Source organism: Pseudomonas sp. GL_117, assembly GCF_057835125.1.
This window is the reverse complement of the sequence record NZ_CM174418.1, coordinates 534554-555910: the sequence shown is the minus strand read 5'-3', so window position 1 is coordinate 555910 and position 21357 is coordinate 534554. Positions and strand designations below refer to the sequence as shown.

Annotated in this window: 12 protein-coding genes; 4 read left to right on the top strand and 8 right to left on the bottom strand. The window is 62.4% G+C overall.

Annotated elements, in window-relative coordinates; all coding sequences use genetic code 11:
• The first annotated feature begins 249 nt into the window (after window positions 1–249).
• A complete protein-coding gene (locus AC3ISR_RS02360) occupies window positions 250–2340 on the top strand; it encodes a TonB-dependent receptor family protein (RefSeq protein WP_463984676.1) in 2091 nt (696 codons plus the stop codon).
• Window positions 2341–3714: 1374 nt separating this feature from the next.
• Here AC3ISR_RS02360 and AC3ISR_RS02355 read toward each other — a convergent pair.
• The 8 genes from AC3ISR_RS02355 to glnE are packed head-to-tail and all read right to left on the bottom strand — an operon-like array spanning window position 3715 to window position 13655.
• Window positions 3715–5154 (bottom strand): lipopolysaccharide kinase InaA family protein, encoded by a 1440-nt coding sequence (locus AC3ISR_RS02355; protein ID WP_463983867.1) that lies wholly within the window; start codon window positions 5152–5154, stop codon window positions 3715–3717.
• Window positions 5154–5906: a lipopolysaccharide kinase InaA family protein gene (locus tag AC3ISR_RS02350; RefSeq protein WP_192298289.1), complete on the bottom strand. Its 753-nt coding sequence runs from the start codon at window positions 5904–5906 to the stop codon at window positions 5154–5156. Before AC3ISR_RS02350 ends, AC3ISR_RS02355 begins: the two co-directional genes overlap by 1 nt.
• Complete coding sequence (locus AC3ISR_RS02345) at window positions 5903–6637, bottom strand: lipopolysaccharide kinase InaA family protein (protein WP_192298290.1); 735 nt, start codon at window positions 6635–6637, stop codon at window positions 5903–5905. Before AC3ISR_RS02345 ends, AC3ISR_RS02350 begins: the two co-directional genes overlap by 4 nt.
• Window positions 6637–7443, bottom strand: coding sequence for a lipopolysaccharide core heptose(I) kinase RfaP (rfaP, locus tag AC3ISR_RS02340; protein ID WP_192298291.1), 807 nt, complete (start codon window positions 7441–7443; stop codon window positions 6637–6639). Before rfaP ends, AC3ISR_RS02345 begins: the two co-directional genes overlap by 1 nt.
• A complete protein-coding gene (locus AC3ISR_RS02335; protein ID WP_192298292.1) occupies window positions 7440–8564 on the bottom strand; it encodes a glycosyltransferase family 4 protein in 1125 nt (374 codons plus the stop codon). Before AC3ISR_RS02335 ends, rfaP begins: the two co-directional genes overlap by 4 nt.
• The gene (gene waaC / locus AC3ISR_RS02330) at window positions 8564–9625 is read right to left on the bottom strand and encodes a lipopolysaccharide heptosyltransferase I (RefSeq protein WP_192298293.1); all 1062 of its coding nucleotides are present in this window, start codon (window positions 9623–9625) and stop codon (window positions 8564–8566) included. The genes AC3ISR_RS02335 and waaC overlap by 1 nt, the downstream gene beginning before the upstream one ends.
• A gap of 1 nt (window position 9626) precedes the next feature.
• On the bottom strand, window positions 9627–10661 hold the full coding sequence (waaF, locus tag AC3ISR_RS02325; RefSeq protein ID WP_489324563.1) for a lipopolysaccharide heptosyltransferase II: 1035 nt from the start codon (window positions 10659–10661) through the stop codon (window positions 9627–9629).
• A 54-nt stretch (window positions 10662–10715) separates the two neighbouring features.
• A complete protein-coding gene (gene glnE, locus AC3ISR_RS02320) occupies window positions 10716–13655 on the bottom strand; it encodes a bifunctional [glutamate--ammonia ligase]-adenylyl-L-tyrosine phosphorylase/[glutamate--ammonia-ligase] adenylyltransferase (RefSeq protein WP_463983866.1) in 2940 nt (979 codons plus the stop codon).
• A 383-nt stretch (window positions 13656–14038) separates the two neighbouring features.
• Between glnE and aceE the strand changes: the two genes are divergently transcribed.
• The 3 genes from aceE to AC3ISR_RS02305 all read left to right on the top strand — a co-directional run bounded on the left by aceE (window position 14039) and on the right by AC3ISR_RS02305 (window position 21350).
• On the top strand, window positions 14039–16684 hold the full coding sequence (aceE, locus tag AC3ISR_RS02315) for a pyruvate dehydrogenase (acetyl-transferring), homodimeric type (RefSeq protein WP_192298296.1): 2646 nt from the start codon (window positions 14039–14041) through the stop codon (window positions 16682–16684).
• Between the two features lie 11 nt (window positions 16685–16695).
• Window positions 16696–18339 (top strand): dihydrolipoyllysine-residue acetyltransferase, encoded by a 1644-nt coding sequence (aceF, locus tag AC3ISR_RS02310; protein WP_463983865.1) that lies wholly within the window; start codon window positions 16696–16698, stop codon window positions 18337–18339.
• Window positions 18340–18656: 317 nt separating this feature from the next.
• On the top strand, window positions 18657–21350 hold the full coding sequence (locus tag AC3ISR_RS02305; RefSeq protein WP_463983864.1) for a putative bifunctional diguanylate cyclase/phosphodiesterase: 2694 nt from the start codon (window positions 18657–18659) through the stop codon (window positions 21348–21350).
• Window positions 21351–21357: the final 7 nt, after the last annotated feature.

Genomic DNA, 21357 nt, shown 5'->3' with positions numbered 1-21357 from the left:
GTCTGCATGCAGGCGGGTTACGCCGCGAAAAAGTGTGCTTCCCGCCTGGGCAGGAAACAGCTAAAGGGCGGGATTATAGCTTAAAACCAGTGGGGAGCTGTTAGCGGCAAGCGCCAAGCTGATGGGGGCAGTCTGTAGGATTGCGTCTAGAGTCAGGTCAGACGTAGCCAAAGGCGCAGCCAGAGGATTCGTTAAACAGTGAAAGAATCGCTAGAATCCCGCGTTTGCCGCACTCTGCCTGGTTATCTGATGAAAATTGCTGGTCCTGCTCACCTCCCTCTTATTGCCGGCTTGCTCGGTTTTTGCGGCCTCGCGATGGGCGACGATTTGCCACTGGTCCTCGACCCCAGCGTCGTCACCGGCTCACGCAGCGCCAGCCCGACGTTTGACCTGCCGTATTCGGTGGACGCCATCAGCCGCGAGCAGATCAGTGACGGCCAGCTCGGCATCAACGCTTCCGAAGCCCTCTCCCGCGTACCCGGCCTGGTGGTGCAGAACCGCCAGAACTATGCCCAGGACCTGCAGATTTCCTCCCGTGGCTTCGGCGCCCGCTCGGCGTTCGGAGTCCGCGGCCTCAAGCTGATCGCCGACGGCATCCCCGCCAGCACCCCGGACGGCCAGGGCCAGGCCGCTACGTTCAACCTCGACACCGCCGAGCGCATCGAAGTGCTGCGCGGCCCCGCGGCCACCCTGTACGGCAGCAACGCCGGTGGCGTGATCCAGATGTTCTCCCGCAACGGCGAAGGCCCGCCGCGCATCGGCGCCGAGACCCTGGTGGGCAGCGACGGCCTGAGCAAAAACCACCTGAGCGCCGAAGGCGCGGCCAACGGCGCCGGTTTTGTCCTCGACGCCTCGCGCATGGACACCGACGGCTACCGCGACCACAGCAGCGCACGGCGTGACCAGACGTTCGCCAAGCTCAATTTCCAGCCGGATGACGACAGCAAGTTGGCGCTGATCTACAGCAGTTTGGAGCAGGATGGTACACAGGATCCGCTGGGGCAAAAGTGGGCGGCGTATAAAGCAGACCCTCGTTCGGTAGACCCCGTAGCCTTGCAATACAACACACGTAAAAGCATCGACCATCAGCAGTTGGGTACAAACTACGAACGTTATTTCGGTGATGCGACGTTGCAGGTGAATGCGTATACGGGACGGCGGAGTGTGATTCAGTATTTGTCGATTCGGGGTGGTACCGATTCAGACAAGCGCGGCGGCGTGGTGGCCTTCGACCGCAAGTTCTACGGCGGCTCGATCCACTGGCTGCAACCGATCACCAGCGCTCCCGGCGACCTGACCCTGATCGCAGGCCTCGACTACGACCGTAGCGAAGATGATCGCCAAGGTTACTCCAACACCATCAACGGTGTGCACGGCGTGAAAGGCGCCTTGGGCCGCGACGAAATCGACACCGCCACCAGCATCGACCCGTTCGTGCAGGCCAACTGGCTGCTCGGCGACTGGACCCTGCAAGCCGGGCTGCGCCACAGCACCATGAAGATGGACGTGGACGATCACTTCATCACCGACAAAGACGGCGACGACAGCGGCAGCAAGACCTACCAGAAGAACACCCCGTCGGTCAGCGTGATGTATGCGTTCACGTCGGACTTGCATGGCTACGTCAGCGCAGGGAAAGGTTTCGAAACCCCGACCCAGGCTGAATCGGCGTACTCCAACAGCTCAAACGGTTTCAACTTCGCGCTCAAGCCATCGGTCAGCACGCAATATGAAGTGGGTTTGAAAGCCCGCGTCGGCCAGGATACTCGCGTCAATGCGGCAGTCTTCCAAATCACCACTGAAGACGAATTGGTGGTCAGCGAATCCAACGGCGGTCGCAGTACTTATCAAAACGCCGGCCGCACCCTGCGCCGCGGCTTCGAACTGGGCATTGAAAGCCAGCTCAGCGAACAGTGGAGCACCAACCTCGCCTACACCCGCCTGCAAGCCACCTACGACAGTGACTTCACCAACAACGCAAAGGCTATTGAAAAGGGCAACTACCTCCCCGGCGTGCCCCAAACCACCCTGTTCGCCGAACTCAACTGGAAGCCCCGCGACTGGGTCAGCACCGCCATCGAAGGCCTGTACCGCAGCAAGGTCTATGTCGAAGACACCAACAGCGAGCGCGCCGCACCGGCCTACAGCGTGTTCAACTGGCGTGCGCGCTTCGAGCAGAAGGTCGAACACTGGACCTTCCACCAGACCCTGCGCCTGGACAACCTGCTGGACCGTCAGTACGTCGGCTCGGTGATCGTCGGCGACAGCAACAACCGCTACTACGAAGCCGCCCCCGGCCGCTCGTGGTACGCCGGTGCCGGCGCCGAATACCAATTCTAAAACCGCCAAAAATCAAATGTGGAAGCTGGCTTATGTGGGAGCTGGCTTGCCTGCGATAGCGTTGCATCAGGCACTGATGTGCAAGCTGACACGCCGCCTTCGCGGGCAAGCCCGCTCCCACAGTTGATTGGTGTTGCTGGGCTGTCGCCGTTCGGCTGGGTATCAAGAACTTGCGGCAGGACGCAGGTCTGGCATGTGTGGGAGCTGGCTTGCCTGCGATAGCGGTGCATCAGGCACTGATGTGCAAACTGACACGCCGCCTTCGCGGGCAAGCCCGCTCCCACAGTTGATTGGTGTTACTGGGCTGTCGCCGTTCGGCTGGGTATCAAGAACTTGCGGCAGGACGCAGGTATCAGGCACTGATGTGCAAACTGACACGCCGTCTTCGCGGGCAAGCCCGCTCCCACAGTTGATTGGTGTTGCTGGGCTGTCGCCGTTCGGCTGGGTATCAAGAACTTGCGGCAGGACGCAGGTCTGGCTTGTGTGGGAGCTGGCTTGCCTGCGATAGCGTTGCATCAGGCGCTGATGTGCAAACTGACACGCCGCCTTCGCGGGCAAGCCCGCTCCCACAGTTGATTGGTGTTGCTGGGCTGTCGCCGTTCGGCTGGGTATCAAGAACTTGCGGCAGGACGCAGGTCTGGCATGTGTGGGAGCTGGCTTGCCTGCGAAGGCGGTGTATCAGGCACTGACGTGCAAACTGACACGCCGCCTTCGCGGGCAAGCCCGCTCCCACAGTTGATTGGTGTTGCTGGGCTGTCGCCGTTCGGCTGGGTATCAAGAACTTGCGGCAGGACGCAGGTCTGGCGTGTGTGGGAGCTGGCTTGCCTGCGATAGCGTTGCATCAGGCACTGATGTGCAAACTGACACGCCGCCTTCGCGGGCAAGCCCGCTCCCACAGTCGATTGGTGTTGCAGGGCTGTCGCCGTTCGGCTGGGTATCAAGAACTTACGGCAGGACGCAGGTATCAGGCACTGATGTGCAAACTGACACGCCGTCTTCGCGGGCAAGCCCGCTCCCACAGTTGATTGGTGTTGCTGGGCTGTCGCCGTTCGGCTGGGTATCAAGAACTTGCGGCAGGACGCAGGTCTGGCGTGTGTGGGAGCTGGCTTGCCTGCGATAGCGGTGCATCAGGCGCTGATGTGCAAACTGACACGCCGCCTTCGCGGGCAAGCCCGCTCCCACAGTTGATTGGTGTTGCTGGGCTGTCGCCGTTCGGCTGGGTATCAAGAACTTGCGGCAGGACGCAGGTCTGGCATGTGTGGGAGCTGGCTTGCCTGCGATAGCGTTGCATCAGGCACTGATGTGCAAGCTGACACGCCGCCTTCGCGGGCAAGCCCGCTCCCACATTGATCTGCTTCCACCTTTTGAGCGCGATCAGACCTGCACTGGCAAGCGCTGGTCGATGAGTTTGTACAGCGCACTCTCCGGCGCCCAGTTGCGCATAAACCGCGCGCGGTCCTTGGCGTAGGCCGGGGCGAAGCTGGCATTGCTGCTGTGTTGGCGCATTGCATCGAGGTCGATCAGCGACCAGCGCCCCTTATCCCAGAACAGGTTGTGCCCCTTGAAATCACCGTGACTGATGCGCTCGCGGATCAGTTCGGCGAATAAATGATCCAGGGCCAGCAACTCACTTTCCGGGGCGTCACCGCGTTCAACATAGGGCGCAAAACGCTCGATGATGTCCGGGCCCGGCAGGTGCTCGGTGATCAGGTAAGCGCGGCTGCGCAGCCAGAAAAAGCGCTTCTCCAACACCGCCAGCGGTTTGGGTGTGGCGATGCCGAGGAACGCCAGGCGATTGCCTTCGCGCCAGGAGTGCCACGCGCGGCTCGGGCGCCAGAAGCGCTTGAGCCAATGGACGAAACCCTTGATGTTGTAGCGCTTGATCACCAGCGGGCGGCCCGCCACGTCGACCTTGGCCACGGTGGCCGCGCCTCCGGTCTTGAAGAGGTGACCCCTGTCGAGCAACGCGTCGGCCTGGTCCAGCACCGGCAGCATCGCGGCCTCTTCTTCGCGACGGATCGCCCGCAAGGCAAACGGCCCACGCAGCACGCTGAACAGGGTGCACTCGCGGCCGACCTTGTTGAGGAAATCCTTCAGGCGCCAGGCACTGACCTTGCGCACCTGTTTTTCCAGGGCTTGCAGCGGCAAGGCGTGCTCACCGTTGCTCAGCAGGTAATACACCAACAACTCTTCGGTGAACGGCTCGAGGTTTTTCGGCAACTGGGCGAAAAATACCCCGAGGTTTTCCAGCACGCGGTCACGCGACAGCGGCTTGCCAGCCTCTTGCACGCGAATCCCGGCGCCATCGATCAAATACAGTTTGCCGTCCTGGCGCAGCAGGTTGTCCAGGTGCAGATCTTCCTGCCACAGGCCCTTGGCGTGCATCTGCGCAATCGCGCCCAGGGCTTCGGCGAGGACCGCGGTTTGTTCATCGGCCAACGGTGGCAGGTCTTCGACGGCCTGCCAGGCATCGGCCAGGCTTTCGGCGCCGTCGATGAACTCAAAGAGCAGCCAGCCGCCCTCACCTTCCTGCAAACCGTCGGCGAGCAACGGCGGCGTGGTCAGGCCTTGTGCGGCGAGCAGGCGCACGCCGTTGAGTTCGCGCTGAAAATGCCGCGCCGCCTTGCTACCCACCAGCAACTTGGCCAGTACCGGACGCCCGCGCCAAACCGCCGCGCCCACATAGCGCTCGCCCGGCAACACGCGTAACAGGCTCAGCAGTTGCAGTTGGCCGGGGCCCGCCGCGTCGGCCAGCTCAAGGGTCAGTGGCAAGTCGGGGGTACGGCCGGCGGTTTTCAGCTCGGACAAACGCATCAACGGTTTTCCTTGTGGCTACGACGGGCATTCAGGCGCTGATACCAAGTGGCGACCAGCGCGCTGTCCTCAGGCTGATCGAGGTACGCCGCCAACAGTTGGCGCACGTGGGCATCCGACCATTGCGGCGCGCGACGCAGCAACGGCTCCAGATCCTTGACCCGATCACGCCAGCCGAACAGCAGCGGGCGGGTCTTCTCCAGGTCGATCAGCTGCGCGGCGTAGCCGTCGCCGGTGGCCTGCAAAAAAATATGCTTGGGGTAAAAACAGCCGTGCACCTGGCCGACGCTGTGCAGATGCCGCGCCAATTGACCGCAGGCCCGCAGGATGGCGCCGTGCTGGGCGTCGCTCAGTTGCGGCCACTCGTCGAGCAGTGAATCCAGGTCATTCCAGCCGTCGAGGGCGCGGGTCAGCAGCATTGCACGATGCTCACCGGCGACCTTGCGCTCGCCGTAGAACGCCGCCTGCAATGCCGGGATACCGAGCTTGCGGTAACGGCTGATATTGCGGAATTCGCGGGAGAAACTCGGCTCGCCAAACGGCCGGTGCAGGCTGCGCGTCAGGTAGTTGCTCTGGCGCTTGAGGTAGTAGCCGTGGCCGTCGAGTTCCAGGCGAAACACGCTGCTCCAGCCACCACGGCTGGTGTTCGGCTCGTCCACCGCATCGAGTTGCTTGGCCCACAACGCATCAAACGTGGCGAGACCATGGCGCTCCAGCAGCGCACGGTCTTCAGCCGCCAGGAAGTCAGTCATTCGCGCCCCTCAAAAAACTTCACCACGTGGCGAATCCGCTGCTTGTCCGATGCACTCAGGTGCCGGCGCTGGCGGTACTGCATGTAGAAACGCAGGCGCTGGGTGGCCGACAAGTGATACTTGGCGACCTTGTCCAGGCACGCCAGGTCCTTGGTGATGCGGTACTTGAGCCAGAACCCGCGCCAGAAGTCGCCGTTGGGGCAATCGATCAGGTACAAGGTCGACTGGTCGTCGATCAGCAGGTTGCGCCACTTCAAGTCGTTATGGGTGAAGCGGTGATCGTGCATGGTGCGCGTGTATTCGGCGAGCTGACGGCTCACCGCATCGACCCACTTCGGATCGTGCAGGCGTGCATCGTCGCGCTCGGCCAGCACCGACAAATCTTCGGTGCGCGGCAATTCGCGGGTGATCATCGCGCCACGGTCATAGGCCAGGCCGTTGCGCTCCAGACCCCAGGCGACCACGTCGGCGGTGGGAATGCCCCATTTGGCGAAACGCTTGAGGTTCTGCCATTCGGACTTGACCCGCGGCTTGCCCAGGTAGCGGCGCAGGCCCTTGCCGGCGCCGGTGTAGCGCTTGACGTAGTAATTGACCCCACCGCGCTCCACGCGGATCACTTCCGACAGCGGGTCGTGGGTCAGTTGCTCGCCTTGCAGGGCGAAGACCGCTTCAAGGCTGCCAAAATCATGCGCCAGGCTGGCGTAGGCCGGCTCCAGGTTCCAACCCGCCATCAGATCGCATCTCCGTAGCGTTGTTTGCGTGCGTAGAGCTTGTCGGCCTTGCGTTGCATCAGGTTCAGCGACGCCGATTGCTCGGCGAGGACCTGGCGCAGCGGCTGGCGGAAATAGCCCTTGAGGAAGCGCAACTTGTCGCGTCGGGTCAGGCCGATGTCCAGCGCCGAGTAGTACAACGCGGACAGGTCCTTGTCGCGCCAGCGCAGCGGCAAATGCGCGCGCAATTGGGCGCGGTGCAGGTCGATCACCGACAGCTTGATGTTGTTGGCGTCGATCGGTTGCGAGGTGTCGAGCAGGAAGTGGCACAGGTAGCAGTCGCGATGGTTCACGCCGCCACGGTGCATATCGCCGACCATGCGCGCCAGCTCAAAGGTGAGCGCATGGCGCAATGCCGGTGCCGGCGGTTGCGCGACCCAGTCGAGGGTCAGATCTTCGAGGCTGAGGGTCGGCGCCAGTTCTTCGGTGATGATGAACGAGTGCTGATCCGCTGGATTGTTGCCCTTCTCGCCGAACGCCACGCCGGTCATGGTCGGCACGCCGAGATCCTGCAGGCGGTGAATGGCCGCCCACTCAAGGCCCGCGCCGAGCACCGGCAGCTTGGCGGTGATCAGGTTCTTGAAGATCTCGCCCCAGCCGATGCCACGGTGGATCTTCACGAAATAAGGACGGCCCTCAACCACGGTGCGCAATGTGCGCCGCGCCGCCAGTTCGCGGAATACTTCGCCTTGCAGTTTCTCGACTTCGGCAAAGGCGTCACGCCCGGCCCACAACGTCTTGAACGGTTCGGCAAGAATCAACTTCATCGTTTCGGCTCCGCCAGAATCACATCCGCAGCGTGCTGCGGCATGCTGTAGAGGTCGGCCGTCTCGGCGAAGGCCAACCCATTGCGGCCCCAGGCCGCGCGCTGTGCAGTGTCGCTGAGCATTTGCGTCAGGTAGCGGTTGAGCTGGGTTTGTTCGAATGGCTCATCCAGCACAAGGCCGCAATCGGCTTCGGCGATGTAATGGGCATAACCACATACCGCCGAGACCAGCACCGGCAGCCCGGCGACCAGGGCTTCGAGCAATACGGTGCCGGTGTTTTCGTTGTACGCCGGGTGGATCAACAGGTCGGCGCCCAGCAGGAAACGCGGGATGTCGCTGCGGCCCTTGAGGAACTGCACGTTATCCCCCAGGCCCAGCGTCGCGCTTTGCAGCTGGAATACCTTGGGGTCGTCCTGGCCGATTACAAACAGGCGCGTGCGTTTTTTCAGCTCCGCTGGCAGCGCGGCCACGGCCTTGAGGCTGCGGTCGACGCCCTTGGTCTTGAAGCCCGAGCCGATCTGCACCAGCAGCAGGTCGTCATCAGCGAGGTTGAATTCCTTGCGGAAACCTTCGCGGATTTCGGCGGCATTCGGCGGTGCGCGACGGTCCTGGGCAATGCCTGGCGGCAGCAGGTGGAAGCGTTCCAGCGGGGTGTCGTAATACTTGATGAACAGCGGCTGCTGCACTTCGGAGATCATCAGAACCTGGGTCTTGGCATCCTTGGCAAACACCGCGCGCTCGTACTCGGCGAAGTGCTTGTAGCGGCCAAAGTAGCGGTACAGCGAGTGCCGCAGGTTCTGCGCCTTGTCTTCAAAGCAGCCGTCGGCGGCGTAGTACACGTCAAGGCCGGGCATTTTGTTGAACCCGATCAGGCGGTCCACCGGGCGCTTGGCCAGGTCGGCAGCCATCCAGGCACTGAGTTTCTCGTTGCGTCGATGGTTGAAGAACGCCTTGACCGGCGCCACCAGCACTTCGAAGCCGGGCGGGATGTCGCCTTCCCAGATCAGTGTGTAGACACGGATCTGGTGGCCGCGCTGCTGGCACTCCAGGGCGATGCGCATGAAGTCGCGCTGCAAGCCGCCGAAGGGGAAGTATTTGTACAAAACGAAAGCCAGTTGCATCAGTGCAGCTCCTCAGCCAATAACAACGTGCTCAGTCGGCTGGCCACACGCTCAGGGTTCAGGCGCGTGAAACACAGGGGCGACTCGCGCTTGAGGTCGAACCGACGCTGGTCGTCGGCCGTCGGTTGATAGGTACATTGTTTTTGCAGGCACGGCGCGCACGGGAAGTCGCTGCCCAGGTGAATCTGGCCCTTGCCGTAGGCGCCGGTGAGGCCGGGGTTGGTCGGGCCGAACAGGGAGATGGTCGGCACATCCAGCGCGGCGGCCAGGTGGCCGAGGCCGGTGTCCACCGCCACACAGGCGCGGGCGCCGGCCAATACGCGGGCGATGCCGGCCAGGTTCAGCCTGGGCAGTACTTCGGCGTTTGGCAGGCCTTGGGCCAGGCGCTCGGCGCGGGCTTTTTCGGCGGCGTTGCCCCACGGCAACTTCACGTCCACACCCAGGCGACCCATGCGCTCGGCGAGTTCGCGCCAGTAGGCTTCGGGCCAGTGCTTGGTGTCCCAGGTGGTGCCGTGCAGCAGCAGGACGAAAGGCTTTTTCGGCGGCAGGCCGAGCAGCTTGTCGACGCTCAGACCGTAGTCGCCCAAGCCTTTGGGCAGGTCATAACCGAGGGCCACGGCAAACAGCTGGCGCAAGCGCTCCACCGCGTGCTGCCCACGGGCGACGGCCAGGCGGCGCGAGTAGAAGCGTGCAGCGATGGGCTCACGGGCGGAGTTTTTGTCGAAACCGGCAATCGGCGCACGCACGTAGCGGGTCAGCCAGGCACTTTTGAACAGGCCTTGGGCGTCGATCACCAAGTCGTATCTGGTCGACTGGACTTGCTGCTTGAAGCGCCGCCACTCGCCGCTCTTGATGGTCTGCCAGAGGTTCTTGCGCCAGCGGCGGATCGCCACCGGGATCACCTTGTCGACGGCCGGGTGCCAGGTCGGAATCTCGGCGAAGCCTTCTTCTACGACCCAGTCGAACCGGATGCCGGGGATCGCCCGCGCGGCGTCGGTGAGTGCCGGCAGCGCATGGATCACGTCGCCCAGGGATGAGGTCTTGATTACCAGTACGCGCAAACTATCGGACCTCGACCGCAGAGTCCTGCAAGCGCTGCAAGGCCTCGTTCACCGGCTGCGGCAGCAACTGGCGCATGCAGTTGTAGTGGCCGAAGCGGCAAGTGCGATCAAAACACGGGCTGCACTCCAGGCCCAGGCGCACCACTTCGACCTTGTCGGCCAGCGGCGGGGTGAAGCCAGGGGACGTGGAGCCGTACACCGCCACCAGAGGGCGGTTCAGCGCGGCGGCGACGTGCATCAGGCCGGAGTCGTTGGACACCACCGAATCGGCGCAGGACAGCAGGTCGATAGCCTCGGCGAGGGACGTGTCGCCACTCAGGTTGACCGCTTCTTCACGCAGGCCAGGAATCAGGCGCTGACGAATATCCTCGCCGACCGGATGGTCCTTCTTCGAACCAAACAGCCACACCTGCCAGCCTTCGCGGATTTTCATCTCGGCGACCTTGGCGTAATGCTCCGACGGCCAGCGCTTGGACTCGCCAAACTCAGCCCCCGGGCACAGCGCCAACACCGGACGGTCCAGGCTCAGGCCGAACTTGGCCAGGGCCGCATCGCGGCTCACCGGGTCGATCTGCAAGCTGGGGCGCGGATACGGCTTGGGCAGCTCGGCACCCGGCTCGTAGGCCAGGGCCATGAAGTGTTCGATCATCAGCGGGTAGCGTGTCTTGTCGAGCGTGCGCACGTCGTTGAGCAGCACGTAGCGGAACTCGCCGCGCCAGCCGGTGCGCTTGGGAATACCGGCAAAAAACGGCACCAACGCGGACTTCAGCGAGTTGGGCAGCAGGATCGCCTGGTCGTACGCGCCGGCCAGGGATTTGCCGATGCGACGACGGGTCGCAAGCTCCAGGGCCCCATGACCGAGCGGGAAGCTCAAGGCCTGGCGGACTTCGGGCATGCGTTCAAGGATCGGTCGGCTCCACTCGGGGGCGAGCACGTCGATCTGGCAGTCGGGATGACGTTGTTTCAGGCACTGGAACAGTGTCTGCGCCATCACCATGTCACCGACCCAACTGGGCCCAACGATCAAAATATTCATGTAGTTTCCACAAACGATGCGGGGAGGCTTATGCCTCCCCGCCCTAATAGTGTTTCAGCTCAAGCCCAGCTCCTGCCAGATTCGCATCACCTGGCGCCGTTCGTCGGCAAACTGCTCGCCGGTCACCGTCCCCGCCTCGTTTTGCAACGCCTGGCGGTGCGCGGCGGAACGGTAGGCCTTATACACCTCGCGCAGCAGATGGGCATCGGCGGCGGGCATCAACCCCACCTGCTCCAGACCTTCCAGAATGCGGATATTGTCGGTGTAGCGCAGCAACGATGGATGTTGCGCAGACCACGCCAAAGCCGCGTATTGCACCATAAATTCAATATCGACGATACCTCCGGCGTCCTGCTTGAGGTCGAACGCCACCGTGGCGTCGAAGGCATTGGCGCCGGTACCGGCCGCCGTGCCCTTGGTGCCCAGGTTGTCACGCATCTTGGCGCGCATCTCGCTGACCTCCTGGCGCAGCGTCGCCAGGTCGCGCTCACGCCCCAGCACCTTGGCCCGTACCTGCTCGAACGCATGGCCGACATCCTGGCTACCCACCAGCACCCGCGCGCGAATCAGAGCCTGATGTTCCCAGGTCCAGGCTTCGTTTTCCTGATAGCGCTCGAACGCGCCCAACGAACTGACCAGCAGCCCGGAGGCGCCGGACGGACGCAGGCGCATATCGACTTCATACAACTGGCCGGAGTTGGTCTGGGTGGTCAGCAAGTGAATGATGCGCTGGCCCAGGCGCGTGAAGAACTGCGCACCATCAATCGGCTTGGCGCCATCGGTTTCGGCCTGGGGGTCACCGTCGTGGATGAACACCAGGTCCAGATCCGAACCATGCCCCAGTTCGATGCCGCCGACTTTCCCATAACCGACAATGATGAACCCAGGATCGCACAGGGTGCCGTCCACCCGCTGCGGCGAGCCGTGGCGCGCCACGGTCTGGCGCCAGGCCAGGGCCAGCACTTGTTCGAGGATGGCCTCGGCGAGCCAGGTCAGGTAGTCGCTGACTTTCATCAACGGCAGGCTGCCGGCGATTTCCGAGGCCGCAACGCGCAGGCGGTGGGCCAGTTTGAAGTGGCGCAGGGCTTCCATCTGTTGCTCGAGGTCGTCCTCGGGGATGCGCGTGAGGCGCTCGCGCAGTTCGGCCGCCAACTCAGGGGCCAACGGCGGCTTGAACAGACGGCCTTCGTTGAGCAATTCGTCGAGCAGCAACGGGAAGCGCGTGATCTGCTCGGCGATCCACGGGCTGGCGGCGCACAGGGTCAGCAGGCGGCGCAGGGCGTCGGGGTTTTCCGTGAGCAGCACCAGGTAGGCGGAACGACGGGCCACGGCTTCCACCAGCGGCAATACGCGCTCCAGCACCAGGTCCGGGTTGGCATGCTCGACGGCCTGGGCCAGCAGGCGCGGGATAAATGCATCCAGGCGCTCGCGACCGAGGCGCTGCATCGCACGCAATTGCGGGCTGCTGCGCAGGCCGGCCAAGGCCTTGAGGGCCTTGGGCGCGTCACTGAAACCGCCTTCGGCCAACTGACGGCAAGCGGCCTCTTCATCCTGGGACTCTTCCCACAGCGGCAACCACTCGCCGCCCACGACCAACTCGCTTTCTTCGCCCTCTTCTTCATCCGGGTCGGCGATCACCTGACGGAAGTGCCAGTCCACTCGACCGCGCCAATACATCAAGCGCTCATGGAAGGCCGCCCAATCATCAAAGCCCAGAATGAAGGCAATACGCGCCTGATCTTCCTCGGTGTCCGGGAGCATTTGCGTCTGGCGGTCGGCAATCGCCTGGATCGCGTGTTCGGTGTAACGCAGGAATTCGTAGCCATCGCGCAACTCGGCGATCACCGCCGGCGGCAGGTAGCCCTGGCCTTCAAGGGTGCCAAGGACCTTGAGCAGCGGCCGTTGTTGCAGGCTGAGGTCGCGGCCGCCGTGGATCAGCTGGAAGGCCTGGGCGATGAACTCCACCTCGCGGATGCCGCCCGCGCCCAGCTTGATATTGTCGGCCATGCCCTTGCGCCGCACTTCCTGCTGGATCAGCTGCTTCATGGTGCGCAGCGCTTCGATGGCGGAGAAGTCCAGGTAACGGCGATAGACGAACGGTCGCAGCATGTCGAGCAACTGCGCACCGGCCACCTGGTCGCCCGCGACTACCCGCGCCTTGATCATGGCGTAGCGCTCCCAGTCGCGCCCCTGGTCCTGGTAATACTGCTCCAGCGCGTTGAAGCTGAGCACCAGCGAGCCCGACGAGCCATAAGGACGCAGGCGCATGTCGACGCGGAACACAAAACCGTCGACGGTCATCGGATCGAGGGCCTTGATCAGTTTTTGACCAAGGCGAATAAAGAACTCCTGATTATCCAGCGCCCGCTTCACACCCACCGTTTCGCCGCCTTCGGGGTACGCGAAGATCAGGTCGATGTCCGATGACAGGTTCAGCTCCACCGCACCGAGCTTGCCCATGCCGAGGATGACCATGTGCTGCGGCTCACCGCTGCGCCGGCCGGTGGGGATACCGAATTGTGCGCTGTGGCGCTGGTACAACCATTGGTACGCCTGGTCGATGCTGGCGTCGGCCATGTCGGAGAGGTCGCGACAGGTTTGTACCAGGTCTGCCTGACGGGTCAGGTCGCGCCAGATGATGCGCACTTGATGACGGGTACGCTGGCGGCGCAGGACGCGGCCCAGCTCATCTTCTGTTTCAGCCTGTTGCACAGCGCCAGCAATCTGCCCACACAGCTCGCCGGGGGCGAAACCGCGGTCCAGCTCGCCCCAGGCCACCAGCTCCAGCAACATCAAAGGGTCACGAACGCTCTGTTCAATCACGAAATCACTGGCGGCGCACACACGGGCAAAGTCGGCCCAGCGTTGCGGCGACCACGCAGAAAGGCCATGATCGTCGCCCAGCGCGGCCACTGCGTCACGAAATGACTGCTCGGCCCGGCTGGCGTAAGGCAGGAGGATGGCCGGCAAGTTGGCCAGCGTTGGAAGGCTCATGGTCTATCCTTGATCGGCGCGTAATTGACTGATTGCGGTGACGACAAGAACCCCACGCGGCGACGAACTGTCGAACAAAGGTTATAAATAGCTGAAAATTCATATTTTTTGGCAGGCAACATTAAACTTCTACCTTTTCTTGTCTGCAAAAGATCAACATTAACGATTATGCTCACCAGCCAGACCGAGCAATCCGCTCTGTCTTGTGTAGTTTTACTACTCGTATATACATTCGAAAGGCTGAAATGGCCGACGATTTGTAGTAAAACTACAGGACGCCGAAGCAACCTTCGGCCATCCAAGAATTTATGTCGTCTGCCCACAAGGCCAGTCGCAAACTTCAGGCAACCGATTCTGGTAGCCTTTCCGCCCTGGAGCAAGCCATGCAAGACCTCGATCCCGTCGAAACCCAGGAATGGCTGGACGCCCTGGAATCGGTTCTCGACAAAGAAGGCGAAGACCGTGCTCACTACCTGATGACCCGTATGGGCGAACTCGCAACCCGCAGCGGTTCGCAATTGCCTTACGCCATCACCACGCCATACCGCAATACCATCCCCGTTACCCACGAAGCACGCATGCCTGGCGACCTGTTCATGGAACGCCGCATTCGCTCGCTGGTACGTTGGAACGCCATGGCGATGGTAATGCGCACGAATCTGAAAGATTCGGACCTGGGCGGTCACATTTCCAGCTTCGCTTCCAGCGCAACCCTGTATGACATCGGCTTCAACTACTTCTTCCAGGCCCCGACCGACGAACACGGCGGCGACCTGATCTACTTCCAGGGCCACACCTCGCCAGGCGTCTATGCCCGCGCGTTCATGGAAGGTCGCATCAGCGAAGAACAAATGAACAACTTCCGCCAGGAAGTGGACGGTCAGGGCCTGTCGTCCTACCCGCACCCTTGGCTGATGCCTGATTTCTGGCAGTTCCCGACCGTTTCCATGGGTCTGGGTCCGATCCAGGCGATCTACCAGGCACGTTTCATGAAGTACCTGGAAGCCCGTGGCTTCATCCCTGAAGGCAAGCAGAAAGTCTGGTGCTTCCTGGGCGACGGCGAGTGTGACGAGCCGGAATCCCTGGGCGCCATCTCCCTGGCCGGCCGCGAGAAGCTCGACAACCTGATCTTCGTCATCAACTGCAACCTGCAGCGCCTCGACGGCCCGGTTCGCGGCAACGGCAAGATCATCCAGGAACTCGAAGGCGTGTTCCGCGGTGCTCAGTGGAACGTGACCAAAGTCATCTGGGGCCGTTTCTGGGACCCACTGCTGGCCAAGGACGTCGACGGCATCCTGCAACGTCGCATGGACGAAGTCATCGACGGCGAGTACCAGAACTACAAAGCCAAAGACGGCGCGTTCGTACGTGAACACTTCTTCAACACGCCTGAACTGAAGGCGATGGTTGCAGACCTGTCCGACGACGAGATCTGGAAACTCAACCGTGGCGGCCACGACCCGTACAAGGTCTACGCGGCGTACCACGAAGCGGTGAACCACAAGGAACAACCGACCGTCATCCTGGCCAAGACCATCAAGGGTTATGGCACCGGTGCCGGCGAAGCGAAGAACACCGCGCACAACACCAAGAAAGTCGACGTCGACAGCCTGAAGTTGTTCCGTGACCGCTTCGACATCCCGGTCAAGGACGAAGAGCTGGAAAACCTGCCGTTCTTCAAGCCGGAAGAAGGCAGCGCCGAAGCCCGCTACCTGAGCGAGCGTCGCAGTGCACTGGGCGGTTTCGTGCCACAGCGCCGCGCCAACAGCTTTGCCGTACCGACCCCGGACCTGAGCACGCTCAAGGCCATCCTGGATGGCTCGGGCGACCGTGAAATCTCCACCACCATGGCCTTCGTGCGTATCCTGGCGCAGCTGGTCAAGGACAAGGACATCGGCCCGCGCATCGTCCCGATCATCCCGGACGAAGCCCGTACCTTCGGTATGGAAGGCATGTTCCGTCAGTTGGGCATCTACTCCTCCGTCGGCCAGCTCTACGAGCCAGTCGATAAAGACCAGGTGATGTTCTACAAGGAAGACAAGAAGGGCCAGATCCTCGAAGAAGGCATCAACGAAGCGGGCGCCATGAGCTCCTTCATCGCTGCCGGTACTTCGTACTCCAGCCACAACCAGCCAATGCTGCCGTTCTACATCTTCTACTCGATGTTCGGTTTCCAGCGTATTGGCGACCTGGCTTGGGCAGCCGGCGACAGCCGTACCCGTGGCTTCCTGATCGGCGGTACTGCCGGCCGGACCACGCTGAACGGCGAAGGCCTGCAACACGAAGACGGTCACAGCCACATCCTGGCTGCCACCATCCCGAACTGCCGCACCTTTGATCCAACCTACGGCTACGAGCTGGCGGTGATCATCCAGGACGGCATGAAGAAGATGACCGAAGAGCAGCAGGACGTTTTCTACTACATCACCGTGATGAACGAGTCCTACCAGCAGCCAGCCATGCCGGCCGGTGTCGAGGAAGGCATCATCAAGGGCATGTACCTGCTCGAAGAAGACACCAAGGAAGCAGCGCACCACGTACAGCTGATGGGCTCCGGCACCATCCTGCGCGAAGTGCGTGAAGCGGCGAAGATCCTGCGTGAAGAGTTCAACGTCGGCGCTGACGTGTGGAGCGTTACCAGCTTCAACGAACTGCGTCGCGATGGCCTGGCCGTAGAGCGCAGCAACCGCCTCAAACCTGGTCAGAAACCTGCGAAGAGCTACGTCGAAGAGTGCCTGGCCGGCCGCAAGGGTCCAGTCATTGCCTCTACCGACTACATGAAGCTGTTCGCTGAACAAATTCGCCAGTGGGTCCCGTCCAAGGAATTCAAAGTCCTGGGCACCGACGGTTTCGGCCGCAGTGACAGCCGCAAGAAGCTGCGTCACTTCTTCGAAGTCGACCGTCACTTCGTGGTGTTGGCAGCCCTGGAAGCCTTGGCTGACCGCGGTGAGATCGAACCCAAGGTGGTAGCAGACGCTATCGTCAAGTTCGGTATCAACCCGGACAAACGCAACCCACTGGACTGCTGAGGAGACTTTTTGTGAGCGAACTCATTCGCGTACCTGACATCGGCAGCGGTGAAGGTGAAGTAATCGAGCTGTTTGTGAAGGTCGGCGACACCGTCGAAGCCGACCAGAGCATCCTGACCCTGGAATCGGACAAGGCGAGCATGGAAATCCCTGCTCCCAAGGCCGGCGTGGTCAAGAGCCTGAAAGTGAAGCTGGGCGACCGCCTGAAAGAAGGCGACGAACTGCTGGAACTGGAAATCGAAGGTGCCGCTGATGCGGCCCCTGCTCCAGCGGCTGCTCCGGCTGCCGCTGCTGCACCGGCGCCTGCCGAGAAGCCAGCCGAGGCCCCTGCGGCCCCGGCTGCTGCTCCGGCCGCTGCTTCGGTCCAGGACATCCACGTACCGGACATCGGTTCGTCGGGCAAGGCCAAGATCATCGAGCTGCTGGTCAAGGTCGGCGATACCGTCGAAGCCGACCAGTCGCTGATCACCCTGGAGTCCGACAAGGCCTCCATGGAAATCCCCTCGCCGGCTGCCGGTGTGGTGGAAAGCATCGCGGTCAAGCTGGAAGACGAAGTCGGCACTGGCGACTTCATCCTCAAGCTCAAAGTACAAGGCGCTGCGCCTGCTGCTGCACCTGCCCCGGCTGCTGCTCCAGCGGCCAAGGCTGAAGCGGCTCCGGCTGCTGCCGCGCCTGCACCTGCTGCAAAAGCCGAGGCCGCTCCGGCCCCTGTGGCTGCCGCACCTGCACCAAGCGGTGCCAAGGTTCACGCCGGCCCTGCCGTGCGTCAGCTGGCCCGTGAGTTCGGCGTCGAGCTGAGCGCCGTCGCGGCTACCGGCCCTCACGGCCGTGTGCTGAAGGAAGACGTGCAGGCTTACGTCAAGGCCATGATGCAGAAAGCCAAGGAAGCTCCGGCTGCCGGCGGCGCTACTGGCGGTTCGGGCATTCCGCCGATCCGCACCGTGGACTTCAGCCGCTTCGGCGAAATCGAAGAAGTGCCGATGACCCGCCTGATGCAAATCGGCGCGGCCGGCCTGCACGCCAGCTGGCTGAACATCCCACACGTGACCCAGTTCGACCACGCCGACATCACCGACCTGGAAGCTTTCCGCGTTGCGCAGAAAGCCGTGGCTGAAAAAGCCGGCGTGAAACTGACCGTGCTGCCACTGCTGCTCAAGGCCTGCGCGCACCTGCTCAAGGAGCTGCCGGACTTCAACGCCTCGCTGGCACCAAGCGGCAAGGCGATCATCCGCAAGAAGTACGTGCACATCGGCTTTGCCGTCGACACCCCGGATGGCCTGCTGGTACCGGTCATCAAGAACGTCGACCAGAAGAGCCTGCTGCAACTGGCTGCCGAAGCGGCTGCGCTGGCTGCCAAGGCCCGCGACAAGAAGCTCACCCCGGACGACATGCAGGGCGCGTGCTTCACCATCTCCAGCCTCGGTCACATTGGCGGCACTGGCTTCACGCCAATCGTCAACGCGCCGGAAGTGGCGATCCTGGGTGTGTCCAAGGCCACTATCCAGCCTGTGTGGGACGGCAAAGCGTTCCAGCCGAAGCTGATGCTGCCGCTGTCGTTGTCCTACGATCACCGTGTGATCAACGGCGCCGCTGCTGCACGCTTCACGCAGCGCCTGGGGCAACTGCTCGGCGACATCCGCACCATCCTGCTGTAAATCTCCACAGGCCTCCCTTTCACCGGGGAGGCCTGGTTGCATCGATTTCCGAGCGCCACGCTCGTACCTCAACCCCGCCACTTGGCGGGGCTTTTTTTGCCCGCTTTTCAGGTGAAAATTGGACAGACAAAACAGGTTTGTACACCTTCCGTCAGTACCATTTCAGAAATCCCCCGCGCGGCCGATAACACCCATATAGCACTTAGCCTTCATCCTCTCTTGTCAGTGCGTGCTGCATGATGCAACCTTGCTTGCAGGCGACAGAAAAGAGGGCGTGAGCCCGGCGCCGTGCGCATTTTCCCAAGCGAGTTTCCCCCATGAAAAGCCAACCCGATGTCGCCCGTATGGCGGCCGAGGTAGTGACGCAGTTACCGGTGCCTTCGCGCCTCGGTATGCTGCGTTTCGAGCGGCTGAATGAGGCAAGCTGGGCCCTGCTGTACCTCGACCCCAATTGCGAACGCCAGTTCGGCCTGCCGGCCGTTGAGCTGTGCGCCCTGCTCGGCACCCCCTACGCCAGCCTGATGGAGCCGCAAGTGCGCTATCAGTTGCATGACGCGATCCAGCAACAACTCAGCCACAGCCCCCACTACCTGGTGCGCTACACCCTGCACACCAGCGATGGCCCACTGAGCCTGCTGGAGATGGGTGAAGCCTACAAACAACACAATCGCCACCTGCTGCGCGGCTACCTGATGGTGGTCGATGGCCTGTTCAACGAAATCCCGACGACCGTCCCGACGGCCGACCTGGAAAGCCAGAACAGCCGCCTGCAGATCGCCCTGGAGCTCAACCAGCGTGCGCAACAGGAACAGTTGCAACATCTGGAGCGCGTACGCGCCCAGCAGGAGCTGATCCTGCTGCTGGCCCGCCAGCGCTACACCGCCAACAATTCGTTGCAGGAAGCCGCCGAGCTGATCACCCGCAGCGCCTGCGAGATCTATCAAGTCGACAGTGCGCGCATCTGGCACCTCGAAGACCAGCGCCTGGTGCCGATTGCCGCCTACCTGCGTGCCGAGCAGCAGCACTATCTGCCCGAGCCCATCGATGCCAGCGGTTTTCCGGATTATCTGGAAGCCCTGCACAGCAGCCGCGCCATCGACGCCACCAACGCCCTGCGAGACCCGCGCACCCGCGAGCTGGCCGAAGAACTGCGCGCCAAGGACATCCAGGCCCTGCTCGACGCCAGCATTCGTGTGGATGGCCAGGTGGTCGGCGTGCTCTGCCTGGAGCAAGGTCGCAACACGCGTATCTGGCAGGCCGACGAAATCGCCTTTGCCGGTGAGCTGGCGGACCAGTTCGCCCAGGTCATCAACAACCACAACCGGCGCACCGCCACCAGCGCCCTGCACCTGTTCCAGCGTGCGGTCGAGCAAAGCGCCAACGCCTTTCTGCTGGTCAATTGCGACGGCGTGGTCGAATACGTCAACCCGAGCTTTACCGCGATTACCCAGTACAGCGCCGAAGAAGTCCATGGTCACCGCCTGGCACAACTGCCGGCGCTGGAGAACCTCAGCGAGTTGCTGTTCGACGCCCCCTCCAGCCTGGCCAAGAGCAACAGCTGGCAGGGCGAATTCAAGAGCCGGCGTAAAAACCTCGAACCCTACTGGGGTCAGTTGTCGATTTCCAAGGTGTACGGCGACAACCGCGAGCTGACGCACTACATCGGCATCTACGAAGACATCACCCAGAGCAAGCTGGCCCAGCAGCGCATCGAGCGCCTGGCCTACACCGACAATCTGACAAACCTGGGCAACCGCCCGGCGTTTATCCGCAATCTCGACGAACGATTTGCCCGCGACAGCGACAGCCCGATCAGCCTGCTGCTGGTGGACATCGACAACTTCAAGCGGATCAACGACAGCCTCGGCCACCAGACCGGCGACAAACTGTTGATCAGCCTGGCCCGGCGCTTGCGCAACAGCCTCAGCGCCAGCGGCAGCCTGGCGCGGTTTGCCAGTAATGAATTCGCGGTACTGCTCGACGACACCGACCTGGAAACCGGCCAACAAGTCGCCGGCCAGCTGTTGGCAACCCTCGACAAACCGATGTTCGTCGACAACCAACTGATCAGCGTCACCGGCTCCGTGGGCCTGGCCTGCGCACCGCTGCATGGTCGCGACCCGCAGACCCTGATGCGCAACGCCGGCCTGGCCCTGCACAAGGCCAAGGCCAATGGCAAACATCAGGTGCAGGTATTCACCGAAGCGCTGAACGCCGAAGCCAGCTACAAGCTGTTTGTGGAAAACAACCTGCGCCGCGCCCTGACCCAGAACGAGCTGGACGTGTTCTACCAGCCCAAGCTGTGCCTGCGCAGCGGGCGTTTGCTGGGCATGGAAGCGCTGCTGCGCTGGAACCACCCGGAAAAGGGCATGATCCGCCCCGACCAGTTCATCAGCGTGGCCGAAGAGACCGGCTTGATCATCCCCATCGGCAAATGGATCGCGCGCCAGGCCTGCCGCATGAGCAAGCAACTGAGCGCCGCTGGCATGGGCAACTTGCAGGTCGCCATTAACCTGTCGCCCAAACAGTTCTCCGACCCGGACCTGGTGGCCTCGATTGCCACCATCCTCAAAGAAGAACAGTTGCCGGCCAACCTGCTGGAGCTGGAGCTGACCGAAGGCCTGCTGCTGGAAGCCACCGAGGACACGCGCCTGCAACTGGACCAGCTGAAAAGCTTCGGCCTGACCCTGGCCATGGACGATTTCGGCACCGGTTACTCGTCGCTGAGCTACTTGAAAAAATTCCCGATCGACATCATCAAGATCGATCGCAGCTTCATCCACGAAATCCCGGACAACCAGGACGACATGGAAATCACCTCGGCGGTGATCGCCATGGCCCACAACCTCAAGCTCAAGGTCGTGGCCGAAGGCATCGAGACCGCCGAACAGCTGGCGTTCCTGCGCCGGCATCGCTGTGACGTCGGCCAGGGCTACCTGTTCGACCGGCCAATCCCCGGCGCAGAGCTGTTTGCTATGCTCAAGCGCTACCCACGCGGACCTGTCGCCTGACAGCGTG

Excerpts from the sequence above, each read along its gene's own strand:
- AC3ISR_RS02345 (WP_192298290.1), bottom strand. The coding sequence starts at position 6,637 with ATGGCGGGTTGGAACCTGGAGCCGGCCTACGCCAGCCTGGCGCATGAT.
- waaF (WP_489324563.1), bottom strand. The coding sequence starts at position 10,661 with ATGAATATTTTGATCGTTGGGCCCAGTTGGGTCGGTGACATGGTGATG.
- AC3ISR_RS02350 (WP_192298289.1), bottom strand. The coding sequence starts at position 5,906 with ATGACTGACTTCCTGGCGGCTGAAGACCGTGCGCTGCTGGAGCGCCAT.
- AC3ISR_RS02335 (WP_192298292.1), bottom strand. The coding sequence starts at position 8,564 with ATGCAACTGGCTTTCGTTTTGTACAAATACTTCCCCTTCGGCGGCTTG.
- AC3ISR_RS02305 (WP_463983864.1), top strand. The coding sequence starts at position 18,657 with ATGAAAAGCCAACCCGATGTCGCCCGTATGGCGGCCGAGGTAGTGACG.
- AC3ISR_RS02360 (WP_463984676.1), top strand. The coding sequence starts at position 250 with ATGAAAATTGCTGGTCCTGCTCACCTCCCTCTTATTGCCGGCTTGCTC.
- AC3ISR_RS02355 (WP_463983867.1), bottom strand. The coding sequence starts at position 5,154 with ATGCGTTTGTCCGAGCTGAAAACCGCCGGCCGTACCCCCGACTTGCCA.
- rfaP (WP_192298291.1), bottom strand. The coding sequence starts at position 7,443 with ATGAAGTTGATTCTTGCCGAACCGTTCAAGACGTTGTGGGCCGGGCGT.
- glnE (WP_463983866.1), bottom strand. The coding sequence starts at position 13,655 with ATGAGCCTTCCAACGCTGGCCAACTTGCCGGCCATCCTCCTGCCTTAC.
- aceE (WP_192298296.1), top strand. The coding sequence starts at position 14,039 with ATGCAAGACCTCGATCCCGTCGAAACCCAGGAATGGCTGGACGCCCTG.